The sequence below is a fragment of the Lactiplantibacillus daowaiensis genome (assembly GCF_005405085.1).
In the GTDB taxonomy this organism is placed as follows: Bacteria; Bacillota; Bacilli; order Lactobacillales; family Lactobacillaceae; genus Lactiplantibacillus; species Lactiplantibacillus daowaiensis.
The window spans coordinates 50,239-68,426 of the sequence record NZ_BJDJ01000011.1; the positions used below are offsets into that span (position 1 = coordinate 50,239).

At 43.3% G+C, this 18,188-nt stretch carries 19 protein-coding genes; 7 read left to right on the forward strand and 12 right to left on the reverse strand.

What is annotated here, in order from left to right; all coding sequences use genetic code 11:
• Positions 1–65: 65 nt before the first annotated feature.
• The 6 genes from FFM75_RS08125 to FFM75_RS08150 all read right to left on the reverse strand — a co-directional run bounded on the left by FFM75_RS08125 (position 66) and on the right by FFM75_RS08150 (position 4,875).
• Positions 66–821, reverse strand: coding sequence for a hypothetical protein (locus FFM75_RS08125; protein WP_137628675.1), 756 nt, complete (start codon positions 819–821; stop codon positions 66–68).
• Positions 822–888: 67 nt separating this feature from the next.
• A complete protein-coding gene (locus tag FFM75_RS08130; RefSeq protein WP_171001460.1) occupies positions 889–1,869 on the reverse strand; it encodes a serine hydrolase domain-containing protein in 981 nt (326 codons plus the stop codon).
• 294 nt (positions 1,870–2,163) lie between these two features.
• Positions 2,164–2,940 carry a DUF975 family protein gene (locus FFM75_RS08135; protein ID WP_137628677.1) on the reverse strand — a complete coding sequence of 259 codons (777 nt, stop codon included), beginning with the start codon at positions 2,938–2,940 and terminating at the stop codon, positions 2,164–2,166.
• Between the two features lie 120 nt (positions 2,941–3,060).
• Positions 3,061–3,492 carry a GNAT family N-acetyltransferase gene (locus FFM75_RS08140; RefSeq protein ID WP_137628678.1) on the reverse strand — a complete coding sequence of 144 codons (432 nt, stop codon included), beginning with the start codon at positions 3,490–3,492 and terminating at the stop codon, positions 3,061–3,063.
• A 1-nt stretch (position 3,493) separates the two neighbouring features.
• Positions 3,494–4,360, reverse strand: a complete 867-nt coding sequence (locus tag FFM75_RS08145; protein WP_137628679.1) for a DegV family protein — start codon at positions 4,358–4,360, stop codon at positions 3,494–3,496.
• Between the two features lie 92 nt (positions 4,361–4,452).
• Complete coding sequence (locus FFM75_RS08150) at positions 4,453–4,875, reverse strand: MarR family winged helix-turn-helix transcriptional regulator (protein WP_137628680.1); 423 nt, start codon at positions 4,873–4,875, stop codon at positions 4,453–4,455.
• 270 nt (positions 4,876–5,145) lie between these two features.
• Between FFM75_RS08150 and FFM75_RS08155 the strand changes: the two genes are divergently transcribed.
• A complete protein-coding gene (locus FFM75_RS08155; RefSeq protein ID WP_137628681.1) occupies positions 5,146–6,855 on the forward strand; it encodes an NFACT RNA binding domain-containing protein in 1,710 nt (569 codons plus the stop codon).
• 165 nt (positions 6,856–7,020) lie between these two features.
• On the opposite strand, the gene FFM75_RS08160 is transcribed toward FFM75_RS08155, so the two are convergent.
• Positions 7,021–7,521 (reverse strand): NUDIX hydrolase, encoded by a 501-nt coding sequence (locus FFM75_RS08160; protein ID WP_137628682.1) that lies wholly within the window; start codon positions 7,519–7,521, stop codon positions 7,021–7,023.
• Between the two features lie 205 nt (positions 7,522–7,726).
• Between FFM75_RS08160 and FFM75_RS08165 the strand changes: the two genes are divergently transcribed.
• The 3 genes from FFM75_RS08165 to FFM75_RS08175 are packed head-to-tail and all read left to right on the forward strand — an operon-like array spanning position 7,727 to position 9,499.
• Positions 7,727–8,458: a DUF2087 domain-containing protein gene (locus FFM75_RS08165; RefSeq protein WP_137628683.1), complete on the forward strand. Its 732-nt coding sequence runs from the start codon at positions 7,727–7,729 to the stop codon at positions 8,456–8,458.
• A gap of 2 nt (positions 8,459–8,460) precedes the next feature.
• Positions 8,461–8,838, forward strand: a complete 378-nt coding sequence (locus FFM75_RS08170) for a GIY-YIG nuclease family protein (RefSeq protein ID WP_137628684.1) — start codon at positions 8,461–8,463, stop codon at positions 8,836–8,838.
• Complete coding sequence (locus FFM75_RS08175; RefSeq protein WP_137628685.1) at positions 8,831–9,499, forward strand: chloramphenicol acetyltransferase; 669 nt, start codon at positions 8,831–8,833, stop codon at positions 9,497–9,499. Before FFM75_RS08170 ends, FFM75_RS08175 begins: the two co-directional genes overlap by 8 nt.
• A gap of 241 nt (positions 9,500–9,740) precedes the next feature.
• Here the strand turns inward: FFM75_RS08175 and FFM75_RS08180 are convergent, their stop codons facing one another.
• Both FFM75_RS08180 and FFM75_RS08185 read right to left on the reverse strand, forming a co-directional pair.
• Positions 9,741–10,301, reverse strand: coding sequence for an NEAT domain-containing protein (locus FFM75_RS08180; RefSeq protein ID WP_137628686.1), 561 nt, complete (start codon positions 10,299–10,301; stop codon positions 9,741–9,743).
• Entirely contained in the window at positions 10,302–11,564 is a 1,263-nt protein-coding gene (locus FFM75_RS08185) for an NEAT domain-containing protein (protein WP_137628687.1), read from the reverse strand. It abuts the gene before it with no gap.
• A 577-nt stretch (positions 11,565–12,141) separates the two neighbouring features.
• On the opposite strand from FFM75_RS08185, the gene FFM75_RS08190 reads away from it, so the two are divergent.
• The gene (locus tag FFM75_RS08190; RefSeq protein ID WP_137628688.1) at positions 12,142–12,783 is read left to right on the forward strand and encodes a VTT domain-containing protein; all 642 of its coding nucleotides are present in this window, start codon (positions 12,142–12,144) and stop codon (positions 12,781–12,783) included.
• A gap of 17 nt (positions 12,784–12,800) precedes the next feature.
• Positions 12,801–13,208: a GtrA family protein gene (locus FFM75_RS08195; protein ID WP_137628689.1), complete on the forward strand. Its 408-nt coding sequence runs from the start codon at positions 12,801–12,803 to the stop codon at positions 13,206–13,208.
• Positions 13,209–13,248: 40 nt separating this feature from the next.
• On the opposite strand, the gene FFM75_RS08200 is transcribed toward FFM75_RS08195, so the two are convergent.
• Positions 13,249–13,830 carry a TetR/AcrR family transcriptional regulator gene (locus FFM75_RS08200; protein WP_137628690.1) on the reverse strand — a complete coding sequence of 194 codons (582 nt, stop codon included), beginning with the start codon at positions 13,828–13,830 and terminating at the stop codon, positions 13,249–13,251.
• Between the two features lie 920 nt (positions 13,831–14,750).
• Here FFM75_RS08200 and FFM75_RS08205 point away from each other — a divergent pair.
• Positions 14,751–15,020 carry a hypothetical protein gene (locus tag FFM75_RS08205; protein ID WP_137628691.1) on the forward strand — a complete coding sequence of 90 codons (270 nt, stop codon included), beginning with the start codon at positions 14,751–14,753 and terminating at the stop codon, positions 15,018–15,020.
• A gap of 96 nt (positions 15,021–15,116) precedes the next feature.
• On the opposite strand, the gene FFM75_RS08210 is transcribed toward FFM75_RS08205, so the two are convergent.
• Positions 15,117–17,159: a hypothetical protein gene (locus tag FFM75_RS08210; protein WP_137628692.1), complete on the reverse strand. Its 2,043-nt coding sequence runs from the start codon at positions 17,157–17,159 to the stop codon at positions 15,117–15,119.
• 4 nt (positions 17,160–17,163) lie between these two features.
• Positions 17,164–18,156 (reverse strand): glycosyltransferase family 2 protein, encoded by a 993-nt coding sequence (locus FFM75_RS08215; protein WP_137628693.1) that lies wholly within the window; start codon positions 18,154–18,156, stop codon positions 17,164–17,166.
• Positions 18,157–18,188 lie beyond the last annotated feature (32 nt).

Sequence of the window (18,188 nt, forward strand, 5' to 3'; positions counted from 1 at the left end):
CCTCTAGCATACCGAGGTTCGTCAAAAAAGAACAGGCTGAATTAAATTCTTAAGTTTTTCGTAAGTTATTCAGTGGTGACTTTATAGTATGTGCCGTTCTTATCGCCATTCGTCACGGTATAATTCCCGCTATGGGTTTCACCGTACTTAATTGCCGAAGACTTTGAACTAAACGTCTTCGTTGAAGAATCGGTCGACGTACTGCTGGTACTATTAGCACTACTGCTGCTAGTTGTTGACGAGCTTGCCTTGCTAGTACTCGTGGCACTGCTTGAACTAGCTGGTGTCGACGTACTATGTTGGCTGCTGCCCGTTGTAGTGGTCGTCGTATGATGTGTTGTCGAAGACGAACTAGCTGGTTGCGTTTGCGTCGTGGTTTGTGAATTAGTGTCATCAGTCGTCGTGGTGTTATCAGCAGTTGTAGTTGCTGAATCATCACTGTCAGTTGAATCACTCGAGTCATCGCTAGTGTCACTATCGCTATCACTGCTAGATTTTGACTTCTTCTTAGACGATGATGATGACGCCTTCTTTTTATGACTACTACTGCTGGAACTAGATGATGAACTGGCCGTCGTTTTGACAAGGTCTTCACTGGTTGACGCTTTTACGAAATAAACGATGGTCCCGCCTAGTGCAATCACGATTAGCGCTAATAACCACAATGAAAAGTGCCGTTTTTTCTTCGGTCCTTTAGGTCCTTGTGGCTTTTGCGGCCCTTTCGGTGGCTTAGGCGTTTTAGGTTGCGACCGTTTGCGGCTGGACGATACTTCGCGCGCTTTTAAACGTGACATCCGCGTCGGCTGCTGTTGTTCAGGCATTAACTATCGCACTTCCTTTCTTGCTTCCGCCAGTTTACCATATTTTCCGGCACTTGTCGTTAGTTCCCTAACGAACTAGCGCATATAACTTGGCTGCAAACGTATTCGCATCAATGGTTTCACGCTGGTTGGCAAAGTAAACGATTGCCCGTTGGTTGCCTTCAGTGGCATACATGTAACTGTCATAACCATTATCCGCACCGTGGTTTGATTTAGTCCCATCGCTGTAGCGATACATACCACCGGCATAACTAACTTGGTAGTTATGGCGCAGTTGCTTATATTGTGTCCGCGTTAAGATTTTGCCATTTCGCATCCCACACATAATCTTGTAATAATCATGGGCATTCGTATATAAGTTACCAGCGCCAACGAGACTTGAAAAGAGACGTTTCTCATAGGTGCGGGCTTGATAGTTGGTCCCGGCCCGATAACTGACGGCTGCAGTTAAGGCTGAGCTGGCCTGATACTTATCCGTAGTGTGCGTTAGTTTCAATGGCTTAACAATCCGCGTTTGGACGTTGTGGTAATAGGACTTATGGGTGATTTTTGTGATAATCCCCGCCAATAGTGTGTAATTGGCATTGGTGTATTGATACGTGTGATTCCCGGTTGACGTTAATTTTGACAAGGTGTATCGGTAAGCTTGTTGCTCCGTCAGCACCTTACTAGGTGCGGTTTCAGCCATATGAATCCCAGAAGTATGGTCAAGCAGTTCACGAATCGTGATACTGCTGCTGTATTTAACTTGCGGGTAATATTTCGACAATTTGGTAGTCATTGAAAGCTTATTCTTAGCAATCAGTTGTTCAATCATGGCCCCTGTGATGGCCTTTTGTAATGAGGCCGTTGGGTAGATCGTGTTTTTGTTGTTTTTTAGTCCCTTTTTATGGTTAGCATCACCGACGTAAATAGTTTGTGATTTACCGGCATAATTTTTAGTCAGCATGATCTGACCTTTAAAGTGATATTTTTTAGCCAACGCCTTAGCTTGGCTGGCAACACTGCTAGCTTGTGCAGCTGGGGCAACGGCGGTGGTGGCGGTCATACCTAGCAACACCACGGCTAAACTTAGTAAGCTAATTTTCCTAATTAATTTCATCTGAATATTTTGGGACCTCCTAATGATTTTACTAATTTTCATCATAAGGACTTTTGATAGTGAATGCCAGTAAAACATCAGGTGGTAAATGATTTGTAATCCGCTTGCAATCTGCGCTTAAAATCGTCATTTAAAATATAAATTAATTCATATTTAACGGTCGTTAGGCCACTTGAAAGTTGAGATTAATCAAATTGGCCGCAAAAAAAGACGCCCATACCATAATGGACGTCGAAGTCATTAAGCGACCGCACTAACTTGTGCTTGATCGACTAACTCTTGATAATAGTTGGCAAAAGTTCCATAACGATATGGGACTAACCACAGTAAGCCAATCCCTAAAGTTAAGGCACAAACAATGGCCCAGCCGATGAAACTAAGTTGTAACACGAAGTATTCCATCTTGTGCCCCACCATCAGTTGACGGCTGCGGGTCACGGCATCACGTAAGCGTGGTCGTGGTTGACCAGCTGGCGTTGCAGCGACCATGTCTTTATAGACGTAATACGTCTGTGAGTAAGCAAAATATTTGATGATGCCAGGGACGATTAACAAACAGCTCCATAAGGTGATCCAAATGGCTTGCAAAATGATTAAGCCAATCGTTGGCCAAGCATATGGCCGGGTGAAGCCGATCGTTGAATCACTGACTGGATGAATCTCACGACTTGGTTGTCGTAGCCAATCTAGCATTGAATACATCGTCCCGACCATGAAAATTTTAACCACCGCATAGAAGATAAATTCAATTAAAACAGCAATTAGCACAACACCTAGAACCGCGGTCCAAGTTTGCCATGAAATTGACGTAATGGTTTTAACTGCACCACTAATATTAGTGGCATTGGTCATACTGGTGGTACTTGAATCCCCCGTCGTACTGCTTTTATCAGTGTATTGAGCTATCACACTGAAAATAGAGAGTAAACTGACCACAATACAGAGTAAAATGGCGTCTTTCCAGCGACCCTTAAAGAGTTGCTTCACTTCCGTTTTCAATTCGGCGCGTGTTTTCATTTGTTTAGTCAACTGCCTTTCCCTAACTTTGTTCTATGATACCATGCCCTATCTCGCCTGCAAACTAGTTTGGGGGCAAATAAAAAACACTGAAACTAGGTCCAGTGTTTTCAATAATAGCTAAAATGTTTTCTGCATGACCACGACTGGTGCGCCATCTTCATCGTATGGGCCCGCTTGGACCGTATAGCCACAACGTTCATAGAATGATTGTGCAGTGACTTCACCATGAATTAAGCCTTGGGTATAACCATGGCCTTGCGCCCAGACTTCAGCTTTGGTTAGCAATTGTTGACCAATACCTTGGCCACGATAGCGCTTGCGGGTGCAAACGCGGCCAAAACGCATGACGTGATGGGCTTCTGGTTCTAAGCGCAACGTTGCCACTGGTAAATCTGGTTGTTCATACGCGACAACGTATAAGCGTTCGTCGTTATCTTTTTGGTCGAATTCGACGTCAGCGGGAATCCCACGTTCTTCGACGAAAACGGCTTGCCTTAAAGCGTAGGCCGCTGCCCGGTTATAGGCGACATTTGAAAATAAGAATTTCATCTTAATAAGCCTTGTCGATATCTTTTAACCAAGCTAATGCTAACGACTTATCCCCTAAGTGGGCCCCAATCACTGGGCCAAAGTAAGTAATATCAATTGGCATTTCTGGATAATCTTGTTGTAGCTTTTGTTTCCAGGCTTCAGCAGCTTCCAGATTATTACCTTGGACGATAATCGCCCGTAATGGATAGTTGATCTTGGCTTTTTCTTCGGCAAAGAGATGTTCCACGCGCGCCAAAGCCTTCTTAGTTGAACGGACTTTTTCAAAAGCGACGATTTCATGTTTTTCATCAAAGGTTAAAATCGGTTTGATTCGCAAAACACTACCAATGAAGGCCGAGGCGTTCGACAACCGTCCGCCGCGCACTAAGTTTTGTAAATCATCCACGATAAAGTACTCACCCATTGAAGCACGCAAATCATCTAAGCGCGCGATAATTTCTTCAACGGTATGGCCGGCCTTGGCCATTCGGGAAGCTTCGATAGCTAAATAGCCCATTAAACGCACTGTAATTTGTGAGTCATATGGCACTAATTTAATGTTATCAACTGCATCACGCATATTTTCAAGACTATTATAAAAACCGGAAATGGTGCTGGCTAAATGGATACTGATGACCGCATCATAACCTTGATCCCCCAATTTATTATAAAATTCAATCATTTCCCCCACGGGTGGTTGCGACGTGCTGGGGAATGACTTGAATGATTTCATATTGGCATAGAAGTCTTTCGTCGTAATATCGACGCCTTCTTGATACACTTTTCCATCTATAATAACCGGAATCGGTACCACATGAATATCATTGTCGGCAACCTCTTGCGGTGTCAAATAGCTAGTGCTGTCAGTAACAACAGCAATCTTCATCACACACACCTACTTCTTCATCGAATTAATATCAAATATATTAGCATAAATACGCCCTTGAAACCAGCTTGTACCGATGGTTAAAAAGTGGCTTAGTCACCCAACGTACGGTCAACCGATTTATTTAAGCGGTTTAATAGAATCCGGAGTAGGTTTTGTTCGTCTTGTGGCCATTTATCAAAAATAGTTGCTTCATATTTAGCGTAGTCAGCATTAATAACGGCGGCAGCATTTTCGCCTAATGGGGTCACCGTGTAAATCAGTTGCCGGCGATCACGACCGACGGCTTCTTTACTTAACTTTTCTTTCTTCACTAAACTGGCTAATTGGCGGCTTAAGGTTGATGTGTCGAGTTGCATTTCAGCAGCCAATTTTTCTTGGGTGTCAAACCCCGCTAATAATTTTAATAATAGTTGCCACTCAGCAACCGTGACCCCTTGGCTTTTAGCAATCTTTTTTAACATGGCCGTTTGTTGTTTGGCAGTATCAGCCAATGCGGCTAAACTTGACTTCATTTAATATACCCCCTCAATTGTGCTTTAAATGTATTATACAATAACTGGCCCGCCATTGTGAACCGGTTTTCGTTAGTAGACGGCTAAATTGGTTTTTGGTATAAGCAATTTATTGGTCGTTCGCTGGCCTGATGACCAGTCGGCGTCGCAGAAATGACTGATGACTGCCGACTTATAACTTGTTTAAACGCTAACTTGCCATGTATACTATAAAGGTTGGCCGGTAGCATTACCGGCATTGCAGAAATTCAGATGAAAGCGAGTGATCACATGTCTTTTGATGGACTATTTACCCATGCCATGGTCACCGAATTACACGAAAATTTATTAAACGGTCGAATTATTAAAATTCATCAACCGTATCAAAATGAATTGATTCTAACGGTCCGCGCAAATGGTAAGAACTGGCCAGTTTTGTTGTCGGCTGATCCAACTTATCCGCGGGTCCAAGTGACGCAGATTCCATACGTTAATCCAGCAGTCCCAACCAACTTTGCGATGATGATGCGCAAATATTTGCAAGGCGCAATTATTACCAATGTGCAACAGATGGCCAATGACCGGGTCGTGCACTTTACCATAACAACGCGAAATGAATTAGGTGATGCCGAACAATTAACGTTAATTATTGAGATTATGGCGCGCCACAGTAACGTGATTTTAGTGGATCATCAAACGAGTAAAATCTTAGATGTCATCAAACACGTAGGTGCCGACCAAAACCGTTATCGGTTGTTATTACCAGGGGCAACTTATATCGAGCCACCGAAACAAGATAAGTTAAATCCGTTTGATACGAATACCGATTACTTGTCCTTAGTGAAGCAATATCCAAATGATGATGTCTTAGCCAAGCAATTACAGCAACACTATCAAGGCCTTGGTCGCGATAGTGCGCAACAATTGGCGTATGAATTGCATCAACCAGGTGATTTGACGGCCCACTATAACGCCTTTTTAACTAACTTTGATCACCCAACGCCAACGTTGACGACGTTGCCAACCCATAAGACGATGTTTGCGGCTAGCAATTATGCCGCTTTTGGGACGAAAACGCGCCAATTTGAATCGCTTAGTGCCCTGCTTGATTTTTATTATCAAGATGCGGCACAACGCGAACGGGTTCAACAACAAGCTGGTAATTTAATTCGAGTGGTACGCAACGACTTGAAGAAAAACCGTAAGAAAATGAAGAAGTTGCAACAAACGTTAGCGAATACCAAGCAAGCTGATGAATTACGCTTAAAAGGCGAAATCTTAACCACCTATTTACATGAGGTCAAACGTGGGATGACCGAGATTACGTTAGCTGATTATTACCATGATAATCAACCACTTAAGATTGAACTATCCAATCAGCTATCACCATCACGTAATGCCCAAAAGTATTTCTCCCGCTATCAAAAGCAAAAGAATGCGGTTATCTATGTGGGTGAACAGATTGAATTGACACAAGGTGAGATCGATTATTTGGACAATATTCAAACGCAAATTGAACTTGCGGCGCCGGCCGATATTGCTGAAATTCGGGAAGAATTGATGCAACAAGGTTATTTAAAACAACGGAAGACCAAGAAGAAACAACGGGCTTCGCGCAAAGTGAGCCAACCACAACAATTTGTGGCAACTGATGGTACTGAGATTTCAGTTGGGAAAAATAACCGGCAAAATGATCAGTTGACCTTAAAGACTGCCCGTAAATCGGATTATTGGTTGCATACTCAAAAGATTCCGGGTTCACATGTCATTATTCACAGTGATGATCCGAGTGAAGCAACATTGACGGAAGCTGCCAATTTAGCGGCCTACTTCTCCAAGGCTCGTGATTCGGCAACGGTGCCAGTTGACTATGTGCAAGTTCGTAAGATACGTAAACCTAATGGTGCTAAACCAGGCTTAGTTATTTATGAAGGACAAAAAACATTGTATGTTTCGCCAGATGCTGACTTGGTTGAACGACTTACACCTAAGAAAGAATAGATTATTGTAAATAAGCCGCCATTTAAGTTGTATCTACTTAAATGGCGGCTTATTTTTTTGCGGAAGTTGGTTATTGCTTCCCCACGAGAGCTGCGTTAAGCTGATGGCTGGTTTTTGGGTTGAGGTAATCATTTAGTTAAAGTAAGAAGTTACAACTATACTATATTAATACACCGACTTTTTTAATACTGTCCATGTTTGATAATCGATTTCTTGCGCATCAAACGTTTCATGATTAAGCAAATAAGCTTTGACCTTCAAAACTAATGGTGAGGCGTTACTTATTGATAATTGTGATAATGGCACTCGCAGTGCCCCATGCGAATCTTGTCCCGTAATCGTTTCGGAAACTTGACCTGCTACTTGGCCAACGGTCTCATCAATCCGATAAAACACACAAATATGCTGATTGTATTGCCACTGCTCAAAGTGCCAAGGATAACGAAAACTGGTAATCCCTAATTGAGACAATTTTGTCGGCACTAATCCGGTTTCTTCCTGAATTTCACGCTTGATGGCATGTAATAATGGTTCCCCATCGCCTAAACTACCACCTGGTAAATCAAAGCGATTAGTATATGGACCACCGTATTTTTTAGTGACGACCAAACCATCTTGATCACCAATAATGCCATAAACACCAAATGCACGATGGAATTTAGCCATTAAGTTGCCTTCTTCCTATACCCGTTGGGGTTTATAAATGTCATTACTTATAGTATACCCTTTTTAATCACAAAACTGCATATTTATTTAAAATGGATTTATTCACATCTACTTGTTTATTATTTGAGTAAACATTATTGTTTTTAAGCTGTTGACAGATTTAATAAACAAGTGTAAATTTAGCCCTATTGAGAGGTGAACTTGGATGAATCTAGCTGAACTGAGCTTAGTCGACCTACAACGCGGCTGGCATGTGCAAGCTAACGAATTGCAATGCAACTATTGTGCGGCTAACTGGGTCGCTGAAACACCAACTAGTACCTTGACGCAACATATCGAAACCGTTCATGGCGGTAACTTGACCCAATTGATTCATTTGGATAGTCGCTACAATACATTGACGTCTAAACAGCAAGATCTGTTAACCGCATTTGCAACCGGTATTAAGGACCAAGCGCTGGCTAAACAATTACAAGTAGCCGCCGCAACGATTCGTCATCAAAAATTTACGTTCCGAGAAAAAGCCAAACAGGCCAAATTATACTTGGCTATTTATGAACAAGTTTTTGGTGAACTGGCCCAACCGACTGAAGAACAATTGATCGATGTGCCAGAACAGCCACAGCAACCTGATGACCGGTGGCTGATTACTGAAGAAGAAGCGGCTAAAGCCCTGCAACATTATTTTGATTTCTCAACTGAACCGTTACAGTTAAAACGACTGCCTAAAAAGCAAAAGACTATCATTATTGTTTTAACACGCATCGTTGATGAGATTCCGACCGCCGAAGTTTTAACTGAACCTGCCCTTAACGCAATCTTAAAACCGATTTACTTTGATTATGTGACCGTGCGACGTTACTTAATTGAATATGGGTTTTTAGACCGTCAAGCGGATGGCACCAAATATTGGCGGCCAATGACTAGAAAGGATTAAACATGGATACTAATCGCAAACAACAGCTACGCCAAGCTTATAAAATGGCGCCCACATATTATGGGGTGATTCAAATCGAAAATAAGCGCAATCATAAAATTTACTTGGATACGGCCGCAAACTTACACAACCGCTGGGCGTTTTATCAATTGAACCTGAACAAAGACTTTTATCGCAATACTCCACTGCAAGCTGATTGGGATGCACAGGCTGGTGAAGACTTTGAATACACGGTCCTTTGGAAAAAGGAAACGACGGATGTCTTAAACATGCGCCAAACGTTGAAAGACTTAAAAGCCAAATGGTACCGAGATTTACAGCCATTTGATGACCGCGGCTATAATCGTCGCCCTAAAGACTGGGAGGAATCTAATGACTGAACCTTTAAATACCAACTTCACACCCATTGATCAAGCAACTTGGTCACGGCGGGAATACTTTTATTACTTTACTAAAATGATGCCAACCGGTTTTGCGTTGACCGTTAATATGGATGTCACTAAATTACTAGCATGGACTCGGGCCCATCAAGTTAAATTTAATGCCGCTTACTTATATTTGGTCAGCCATTGCTTAACAGACCATCCAGAAATGCGCGTCGGTCGCTTTGATGATCAGTTGGTGACGTTTGACGTTGTGCATCCCTCATATACGGTGCTGCATGATGATCATTCGATGTCTAACCTCTGGACAGCATATACGCCAGAATTTACGACCTTTAACCAGTGGTACTTAGCTGACTTGGCACAATATGGCCACATTACCGGTCCTATGCCGAAAGCCCCACAAAGTCCTAATTTATTTACGATTGGCAGTTTGCCATGGGTCGAATTCACCAGCTATACCCCGTTGCCATTTACGCCATTGAACACATTTTTCCCGGTTTTCCAAGCGGGAAAATTTACAGTCCATGGTCTTCAAACGACCATGCCACTATCGATTACGATCCATCATGCGGTGGCGGATGGCTATCATGTCAGCAAGCTGTTTAATGACCTGCAAGCCGCTTTCAATCAACCAGCTACCTTATTAGAAAAGTAAAATGCCATTAAAAAGTCAGCCTAACTTTCATCAAAATGAAAATTAGGCTGACTTTTTTGACACTATTCTGACTGGCGTTTTACTAGCCAGCTAATTCCACCAATCAGCACTAATAACCCCGTTACCGAGCTGAGTAATAGTGGTTTGACGTTGCCGGTTACGTGCTTGGCAGGCGTTACGGCTGGTTTTGCTTCAGTCTGAACTGATGACTGCGATGTACTAGTACTTGAAGTCGCCGCGTTTACGCTACTACTAGTGGCGTGCTGCGAGGTAACGTTAGTAGTAGTGTTGGCCCTTTTTTTGCGGGCGTCACCGTTTTCGTATTGCTTGCATGCTTGGCCTGAGTAACCATGCGAACATGTGCCGTTAATTTGGGCAGTTGGCTCGTTTTAAACTTGAACGAAATCGCATGCGTCGCATGATAAACATGTAAGACATTGATCGATAGCTTAGCCGTTACTGCCCGTTTCAAACTTTTTGTTGTAAAAGAATAATAAATATTAGAATTGTCGGCTTTATCCCGGACTTTACGTACGTGCTGCGGCTTAGCCCCATTTACGCGTAACACTTGGACGGGGTATTTGCCTAGGGCCTTAGCTGTTTTCAAATGCATGGTGACGACATAGTGTTTATTTTTCACAGCCACTTTAGCTGGTTTAACAAAATATTTACTGGCAATCGACGTTTTCGTCGTCCCGTAAGTCAATGCTTGATAATTCACTGACTTGGCCTGTGCCGTTGTAGCTAATGTCAGTCCTAGCAAGCCGGTCATTGCCATGATGACCACCGCTCGTTTTTGCATTTAAACCACCCACTTTATGAGTAGCCAACCACCACTTAATAGTCCCAGACTAAGAAAACCAATAAGCGTCACCACTGAAGTTGTGGCTTCCTTAGTTTGTGGCAATTGTTGCCGCGTTGTTTTGGTCGCACTGGTTGTTGCTGGTGTCGACGTTGTGTTCGCCGCTGATTGCGGATTGGTGGTCGCATGATGCGTTGTCCCGGCGTTGTCGGTACCGGCATGACTAAACTTAAATCGGACGGTAAAGGTCTGATCAATATCGGCGGCTGGGACGGTCACATGCACCGTCCCGCTAATTAATTTGGTCAAAGCTTGCAACGACTTGACGGTAAACGTATACGTTACCACGTAATTTTTGCCACTCGTTGCATAATGAATATTCTGAGCCGTCTCACCATTAATCGTTAGCGGCGTAAATCCATGCATTGCCATCCCGGTTGACTTAGCATAGCGAACATTTAAGCGAACCTGATACTGATTGCCCGTTTTGATAATTGTCGCCGTATGCGTATAAAACTTATTCGCCGCTGAAACTTGATTACCAGTAGCTTGTAAAACTTGATACGTCCAACCAGTCATGGTTAAGGCCGCGGCCTGCTTATTAGTACTGGTCTTAGTCGTTGCTGGTTGGGTGGTTTTCGTCGTTGTCGCCTTAGTCACCGCCGTCTGTTGGCTAGCTTGCGTCGCTGCCTTGGTAGTCGTCACACTGCTACTAGTAGTGCTGAACGTTGAACTGGCACTTGACTTAGTCGTCGGACCGGTTGTGCTTGCTGAAGACGATGCTGTAGTTGCTGCACTACTGGATGTGGTGCTAGCGGCAACTGTTGGTACTTGTTGCCAATCCAAGGTTAACCAGGCACTTTCAGTCATCGCGCCCATCGGGGTCGTTAAGTTGAACGTGACTGGCACGGTCGCTGCTGGACTAGTTAAAGCAATTGTTAAACTACTACCAGTTAGAATATCCTTGCCAGCACTAGTTACACCAGTGATATATTTTTGACCAGCCGTTGTGATTGGTAACGTGACTTGATAATTATCATTACTAACGACCACCGTTGCACGATTGTTAAAAAAGCTGGCGGCCGAAGAAGTCACACTGCCAGCATGACCTTGGTCATCCTTAACAAATGATGCTGGTAATTGGTACGTCCCGTCGGCAAGCGTTGCCGCTTGTACGTTATGTAAAGCGGTTACATTCAAAAGCAAAAAAACAACTGCCATTAAGCCCCCAAGGCCCACCTTGATCCACTGCTGATGTCGCATGAAAAACCCTCCTAAAAATAATCTGAACTTTAAGCCAAATTCATCTTACCACATTATTAAGTCGTATTTAATATATTTTATGAATTTATATTAACTTAATAATAGTATTGATAATTTTGACCCGGTTTAACTATTTTCCCCTGACAATTAAACTAATTATGTTCAATTTAATTTTACCGCGTAACTGTTGCGTTAATCCAAGTCCCTAACTGTTTAGCGTGAGTGATAGCCTGATAATTCAGTTAAACACTTGTTACACCGGCCTCAATCGAGATTATTCGGTCACTTGCAAAACAAATCAAAAAACCGCGCCACCAGCATCTTTTCATGCTAGTGACGCGGTTTTCAAAGTAAGTAACAACGGGGTTGATTGACACACCATAATCACATTAATTCAAGCGGAAATCGAGGAAGTGGTGGTGTTCAACCATGACCCTAGTATGCCCGCTTTGGTTGCTGCTTAAAAGTGGTATCAACTGAAATTATTCTGATAGTTTCTCAGAATCTCTTCACGACTTATAAGGGGCAAGCGATCGGCAAAATTCGTATGATTAAATCAAAAAGCGAGGTCCTCATCATGACAGTCTTGATTTCTGGTTTATTCCATTTGAACACGTTGCTCCCCCAACTGATTGCCAGTTACGGTAATTGGATCTATGTCGGTTTATTCTTATTGATTTTCGTTGAAACCGGCTTAGTCGTCTTTCCTTTTCTACCTGGTGATTCAATTCTCTTTTTATGTGGGTCATTGGCCGCGATGACCAGCGATTTAAATGTTGGGGTTTTAGTCGTATCACTAGGGATTGCCGCAATTTTAGGTGATCTGGTCAATTTTGAAATTGGTAAACGATTTGGACATCACGTGTTAAGTAGTCCCCGTTTGAGCCGGTTTATTAAACCAAAGTACTTAAAAGAATCACAAGCCTTTTTTGACCGGCATGGTAGTTTAGCGATTTTCCTTGGCCGCTTTGTGCCCATTATTCGGACTTTAGTCCCATTTACCGCTGGGATGAGTGCGATGCATTATCCGACCTTTGCCCGCTACAATATTTTAGGTGGTCTAACTTGGATCATCGTGGCAATTAGTGCTGGCTACTTATTTGGCAATATTGCCATTGTTAAACAACATTTTGAATTGATCATGCTAGCCATCGTGGTCATTTCTTTAATTCCGGTTGGAATCACAATGCTCAAACATCGGTCAACATTAGATGATTAATATGGAGGTGACAATAGATGCAAGTCCTCAGTAATTTATGGCGACAGTATCAACGCGTCGCCGCGTATTTAATTTTTGGTGGGCTAACGACGCTGATTAACTTAGCCCTATTTGCGGGATTAACTCATTTGACTGTGCCGTACCTCATTAGCAACGTTTTAGCCTGGTTCGGCTCAGTTGTCTTTGCTTACTTGACCAATCGCCAGTGGGTCTTTGAAACCAATGCCCAAACTTGGACCGCTCGTTTGAAAGAAGTCGGTCAATTCTTTTGGTATCGGGCGTTAAGTCTTGGCATCGATGAATTAATTATGTTAGTTGGGATTAGCTTATTAGCTGGTAACCCGCTTATCGTGAAATTAATTGACCAAGTCCTCATTGTGGTCATCAATTGGTTCTTCAGTAAACACTTAATTTTTAAAGCTTAATCAAAACTGCCTGCGACTGATTCATTGGTCGCAGGCAGTTTTATTTATTTTTCATCGTCGGTTTGATTTGCAATAAGACAGCTTTACGAATCGTATTGACCGCGTCAGCAACGACATCAATCGAAGTTTCCCCATGTTGCAAGGCCCATTCGATGACGGTCATTTGTACGTTGGTCCCCATCGCCGCGATTAAATCAGCCGGCGCTGTCATGGTTGGCGCTTCTGACTTAATGAACTGTTGCCATTCCTTTAAAAGCAAGCGATGAAAAGTCGCTTCTAGGTCAGCTTCTGGCTCATGAACGGTGAACAAGATCCGAATGGCATCACGATTATCGGCCATATCAGCCAATAAGCCGCGTACCAACGCATCAATCTCACCATCAATCATCTGATTAAATCGGTCATGGACCTTTTCGTTAAAAATCGTACTATAATAAGCCACCATTTTATCTAACAAATCATATTTATCTAAATAGTGCGCATAAAATGTCGAGCGACTAGTTAGCGACAGCTGGCAAATATCGGCAACCGTAATTTGCCGAAAAGTTTTCGTCGTCAGGAGTCGCAGCATTGCTTGTTGAATATCCCGTTCGGTTTTGATCTTGCGGACATCTTTTGTCATTTTCTAAACCCCTCATCCGTACTTAAACTCATCCTAGCATACTTGTTTTTAAAATAACCATCTTTTTCGAACAAAATTAAACTAAGATGTTCGAAAACCAACGCACTGTTTATTTCCTCGGTTAGCTAAGACATTAATTACATCTTCAATTTACATGTTAATATAGAAAGAAACTGGCGCGATAAACAAGCGTTATGATGATCAAGACACAAGCAAGGGTGAAAAACCAACACTGGTTTTTCACCCTTGCTTATTTACTCATTATTTTTTCTACTAGAACGAACGAGTAAAAATATGATTACGATCATTAGGACAAGCTGCATTATGCTGATTGCACTAAATAAATGGTTTATCTGAATTCTGATTAGATATGCAAAACATCCTAGCACAATCAGCCAGCCGTACTTTCTTAACAGCTTAATTACAGGTTGGCTCGGTTGTGCTTTACTATATTTATACAGCCAACCCGTAAGTATGATCAAAATTACAACTGATACTTGATTGGTCATAAAACACCTTCTCGATTATGGCGTGGTTTAGTCTCACTCAACTTGATACAAAGCCACAATATCAAAGTAAGTGAGAAATAAACATTAAGTTGTTGAAAAAAGACAATTTATTTTCTGTAAATATTCGTAGATTGTAACTCTTTCGCCAATTCGTAAGTCGGCTAAGCGCTGTGTTCGTTTCTTGCAGTGCCAAGATTGTGTAGAGACTATCAGGGAAAACTATTTCAAATAGTGCTAGCCAATCATCTTAACCACATCTGCACGTTTTCGAACACTTTGCCCCTTAACTGTCCGAAAACGTACGAATATCAGCGCTTTGACAGTGTTCAGATTAGGCTGACCGCGATATGCTATAACCGTTGAAAGGTCATAACAGCCTTTCAAATTTAAGTGAGAATAGAGGTAATTGCTATGTTTACTTGGAGTTTTTGGATTTTAGCTGTCTGGTTCGTTGTGAATGCCATTTGGATGTGGTTCGACTTGGATAATCAACAACTACAAAAAACGTTCGCTTGGATTAACGTCGTGGCGATTGTTTGGGGGTTCTGGGCATTCTACGGTGCGGCATCGGTTGCCAGCCTATCAGGTTGGTTCCAAGTGTTGAATTGGCTCAACGTTATTCTCGCCGCTACCCAATTTTACTTCGGCTACCGGAACTTGTCACAGCATAAAACAGCTTAATTAAACACAACTAAGTCAAAAATTATCAAACAGATTATTCCTTGCAAGTACCTAAAAAAGATCGGCTTCCCTCATCCGGAGCCGACCTTTTTTAGGTTATACGTCAATTTCAGTTGGACGTGGTTGCCACCAAAGCAAGCCTAAGCTTAGCGTCAACCAAATCAGCAGATTTAAGCCAATCGTCCGGATACGCGTCAGTGGTTGTGCGGTCGTTCGGTTAAGCACGAAATACCGCCAATACACGTGAGTATTAGTCGTGACCCGTCCACTAGCTTGATTGTAGTTGGCTCTAGCCACCTGATAGTGAACGGCGTGCGGACTCTGATTTTTAATCGTCACCGTTAGTTGGCCAGCGGTCTGGGTTGGATACGTGATCGTCGCCAGTTGGTTGGTGGTACCGGTGACTTGTTTGACCAAGTGTCCCGCATGGCGAACCGTAATTTGAACGCGGCCCGTTTTCCCAGTTGGCTGTAAGCCTAATTGGTTATTGCGACCGTTAGCTGGCAACGTTAGCGTGACGGTTTGTTGCGGGGCTAAGGCGGTCTTAGTTGCTTGAAAGTACGCCCCATTTCCTTGGCGCGCAACAATCTGGCTTTTGACCATAGTGGTTTGGCTTGTTTGTAAAATACTTAAGCCACTAAACCCGACACCCAAAATGATTAGCCAACTAATTAACCAGCGCGATCGACCATAGCACCAAGTCCAGCTTGGTACTGTCGCCGTAGCATCACTGCCTAACAACATTAAAATCGGTAACAACGGTAACGCGTACCGGGCCTCAACTTCCCATAGACCGACATGAAACACTGTCAAACCAATCACAATCAGCGCTAAATAACTGAGTGCTAAGCGCCGTTTGCGGGCGGTAAACCACGTCCAAGCACTACCTAACAAGAGGCTTAAGAATAAGGTCTGAGTCCAAGTAACTAACCAAAATTGGACGGCACGTTGATGTTGTAATACCCAATTGGGGGCACGGAGCCATTGAGTGGTCAATTTAAAACTATCAAAATCACCAGTGGCCCAAAAGACCCGAAACTTCTTGGCTAAGTGTTGTAGGCTGCCATTAAGGCCCAACTGTTGTAGCCGTTGGGCAATCATAGTTTTAGCGGTCGCTTGTTTGGCCTGAGCAGTCGGTTGTTGTTCGACTTGTTTAAAGTCTGCTCGATTATACTGCCCATCTAATTGCGGATTCAAACTCATCGCAATCCAGCTCGTTGCCGGCAATGCGGTTTGGGGTTGTTTTTGATAACCAGCCGTTGTGGCCCACAGATGAAAGCCGAACCACCAACCCGCCAGCGTTAGTAACAACATACCTAGCCAAGTCCAGTTTAGGTGCTGACGCCAGCCGCTGGCTAAGATAATCAATGCCGCCGCGAGCCAAACGACGATCAGGTTACTCTTTACCAGTACCCCGAAACTGATCAATAAACAGGCCCCAATCCCAATTGCCCATCGCCGCCAACCACGTTGTTTAGTCAGCCATAAGCCTAATGCTAAACTCACGATCGGTATCGGCATGACTAAGACATCGGTATAGGCAAATAGCGCGTAGGCATATACCGGAACACTAACCAACCAGATCACCATTAAACTCAAGGCCCCGGGTTGCCAATGTCGCCAGCGTCGTAAAATCGTCAAGCCAGCAACTAAGGTCGTATCCAACCAAATAAAACGCAACATATTTAAGGCGATCCATGGCGAATTGAGGCCTAGGCCTAACATTAATTTCAAACTTAAACTAGCCAATAATGTGAAATTAACATTATTGGGATAAACCGCAAAATAATGGTTCCAAGTCGTTGACCCATGCGCTAACGCAATGGCCTGATTGCGTACAAAGTAAGCATCACTGCGCCCTACATCGACAAATTGCCAAGCAACAATGAGCTGGGTCATGATGATCAAGCCAGCAACACCCCACAAGACACGCCGATAAGTGAGTGGCGACCAACGTGTTGTCCACCGCCGCCCACCTTGCCAAATTAGCAATACCCCGACCGTTAAGATCAGCATCACGCCTGGGCGGACCCAATCTTGGTCAGCAAAAAATTTAACGGGTTGCGTACTGGCAAAAACGATCGCCCAACATAAAATACCAGCCGCTAACCAATGTAAGCCTTTCGTTAATCGCATCATGAGGTTAACCTCGCCGCGATTCAGCAACTAATTGTGGTTGTTGAGCTTGGGAATAGTCATCCGTTTCAATAATATAGCGCGGCCGGTGTTTGACTTCGGCAAAAATCTTGCCGATATATTCACCAATGATGCTAATCCCAATCAATTGAATGCCACCTAGGAACCACAAGCTCATCATTAGTGAGGTCCACCCATTGATCACATTGCCCGTAAAAAAGCGTATCCCGGCATAAATCAACATCCCGAGGCTAATCGCAATCACCACCACACCTAACGACATAATGGCCTTGATTGGGGCAATCGAAAAGGACGTGATGCCATCCATTGCAAAGGCCAGCATCTTTTTAAACGGATATTTAGATTCGCCAGCAAACCGTGGTTGGCGTTGATAATACAACTTGCTCGTTGGTAAACCGAGTTGGGGAATAATCCCCCGTAAAAACAAATTGGTTTCTTGATATCGCATTAAAGCGGCGACAGCACGCTGACTTAAAAGTCGATAATCCGCATGATCTGGCACGAGCTGCACACCAATCTTGCGCATCAACCGATAAAACGTTTCAGCCGTCCACCGTTTAAAGGTTGAATCACTACTGCGGTCATTCCGGACACCTAGTACGATGTCACTACCAGACTTGAAGCGAACGACCATCTTAGGAATCAGTTCTGGGTCATCTTGTAAATCGGCATCGATCGTGACAATTGCGTCAGAGACTGGTCCCGCAACTTGCATCCCAGCCATTAACGCATTTTGATGACCGAAGTTACGACTGAATTTCAATCCACTATAAATTGGGTTTTGCGTTTCTAAGTCTTGAATCAACCGCCAAGTTTGATCACTACTGCCATCATCGACAAACAATAATTTACTTTGGCTACTAATTTGGTGATCTTTAATCAACCGTTCTACAATTTCGCCTAACACCGCGGCCGACTTTGGCAACACGGCAGCTTCGTTATAGCACGGTACAATCACCGTTAAACGTAGAGATTGCATCACTAAGCCCCCTTATGATTTGAACCTAACTC

What these genes read in the sequence shown, in the direction of transcription:
- FFM75_RS08125 (WP_137628675.1), bottom strand. Translation starts at nt 821, where the DNA reads ATGCCTGAACAACAGCAGCCGACGCGGATGTCACGTTTAAAAGCGCGC.
- FFM75_RS08130 (WP_171001460.1), bottom strand. Translation starts at nt 1,869, where the DNA reads ATGACCGCCACCACCGCCGTTGCCCCAGCTGCACAAGCTAGCAGTGTT.
- FFM75_RS08135 (WP_137628677.1), bottom strand. Translation starts at nt 2,940, where the DNA reads ATGAAAACACGCGCCGAATTGAAAACGGAAGTGAAGCAACTCTTTAAG.
- FFM75_RS08140 (WP_137628678.1), bottom strand. Translation starts at nt 3,492, where the DNA reads ATGAAATTCTTATTTTCAAATGTCGCCTATAACCGGGCAGCGGCCTAC.
- FFM75_RS08145 (WP_137628679.1), bottom strand. Translation starts at nt 4,360, where the DNA reads ATGAAGATTGCTGTTGTTACTGACAGCACTAGCTATTTGACACCGCAA.
- FFM75_RS08150 (WP_137628680.1), bottom strand. Translation starts at nt 4,875, where the DNA reads ATGAAGTCAAGTTTAGCCGCATTGGCTGATACTGCCAAACAACAAACG.
- FFM75_RS08155 (WP_137628681.1), top strand. Translation starts at nt 5,146, where the DNA reads ATGTCTTTTGATGGACTATTTACCCATGCCATGGTCACCGAATTACAC.
- FFM75_RS08160 (WP_137628682.1), bottom strand. Translation starts at nt 7,521, where the DNA reads ATGGCTAAATTCCATCGTGCATTTGGTGTTTATGGCATTATTGGTGAT.
- FFM75_RS08165 (WP_137628683.1), top strand. Translation starts at nt 7,727, where the DNA reads ATGAATCTAGCTGAACTGAGCTTAGTCGACCTACAACGCGGCTGGCAT.
- FFM75_RS08170 (WP_137628684.1), top strand. Translation starts at nt 8,461, where the DNA reads ATGGATACTAATCGCAAACAACAGCTACGCCAAGCTTATAAAATGGCG.
- FFM75_RS08175 (WP_137628685.1), top strand. Translation starts at nt 8,831, where the DNA reads ATGACTGAACCTTTAAATACCAACTTCACACCCATTGATCAAGCAACT.
- FFM75_RS08180 (WP_137628686.1), bottom strand. Translation starts at nt 10,301, where the DNA reads ATGCAAAAACGAGCGGTGGTCATCATGGCAATGACCGGCTTGCTAGGA.
- FFM75_RS08185 (WP_137628687.1), bottom strand. Translation starts at nt 11,564, where the DNA reads ATGCGACATCAGCAGTGGATCAAGGTGGGCCTTGGGGGCTTAATGGCA.
- FFM75_RS08190 (WP_137628688.1), top strand. Translation starts at nt 12,142, where the DNA reads ATGACAGTCTTGATTTCTGGTTTATTCCATTTGAACACGTTGCTCCCC.
- FFM75_RS08195 (WP_137628689.1), top strand. Translation starts at nt 12,801, where the DNA reads ATGCAAGTCCTCAGTAATTTATGGCGACAGTATCAACGCGTCGCCGCG.
- FFM75_RS08200 (WP_137628690.1), bottom strand. Translation starts at nt 13,830, where the DNA reads ATGACAAAAGATGTCCGCAAGATCAAAACCGAACGGGATATTCAACAA.
- FFM75_RS08205 (WP_137628691.1), top strand. Translation starts at nt 14,751, where the DNA reads ATGTTTACTTGGAGTTTTTGGATTTTAGCTGTCTGGTTCGTTGTGAAT.
- FFM75_RS08210 (WP_137628692.1), bottom strand. Translation starts at nt 17,159, where the DNA reads ATGATGCGATTAACGAAAGGCTTACATTGGTTAGCGGCTGGTATTTTA.
- FFM75_RS08215 (WP_137628693.1), bottom strand. Translation starts at nt 18,156, where the DNA reads ATGCAATCTCTACGTTTAACGGTGATTGTACCGTGCTATAACGAAGCT.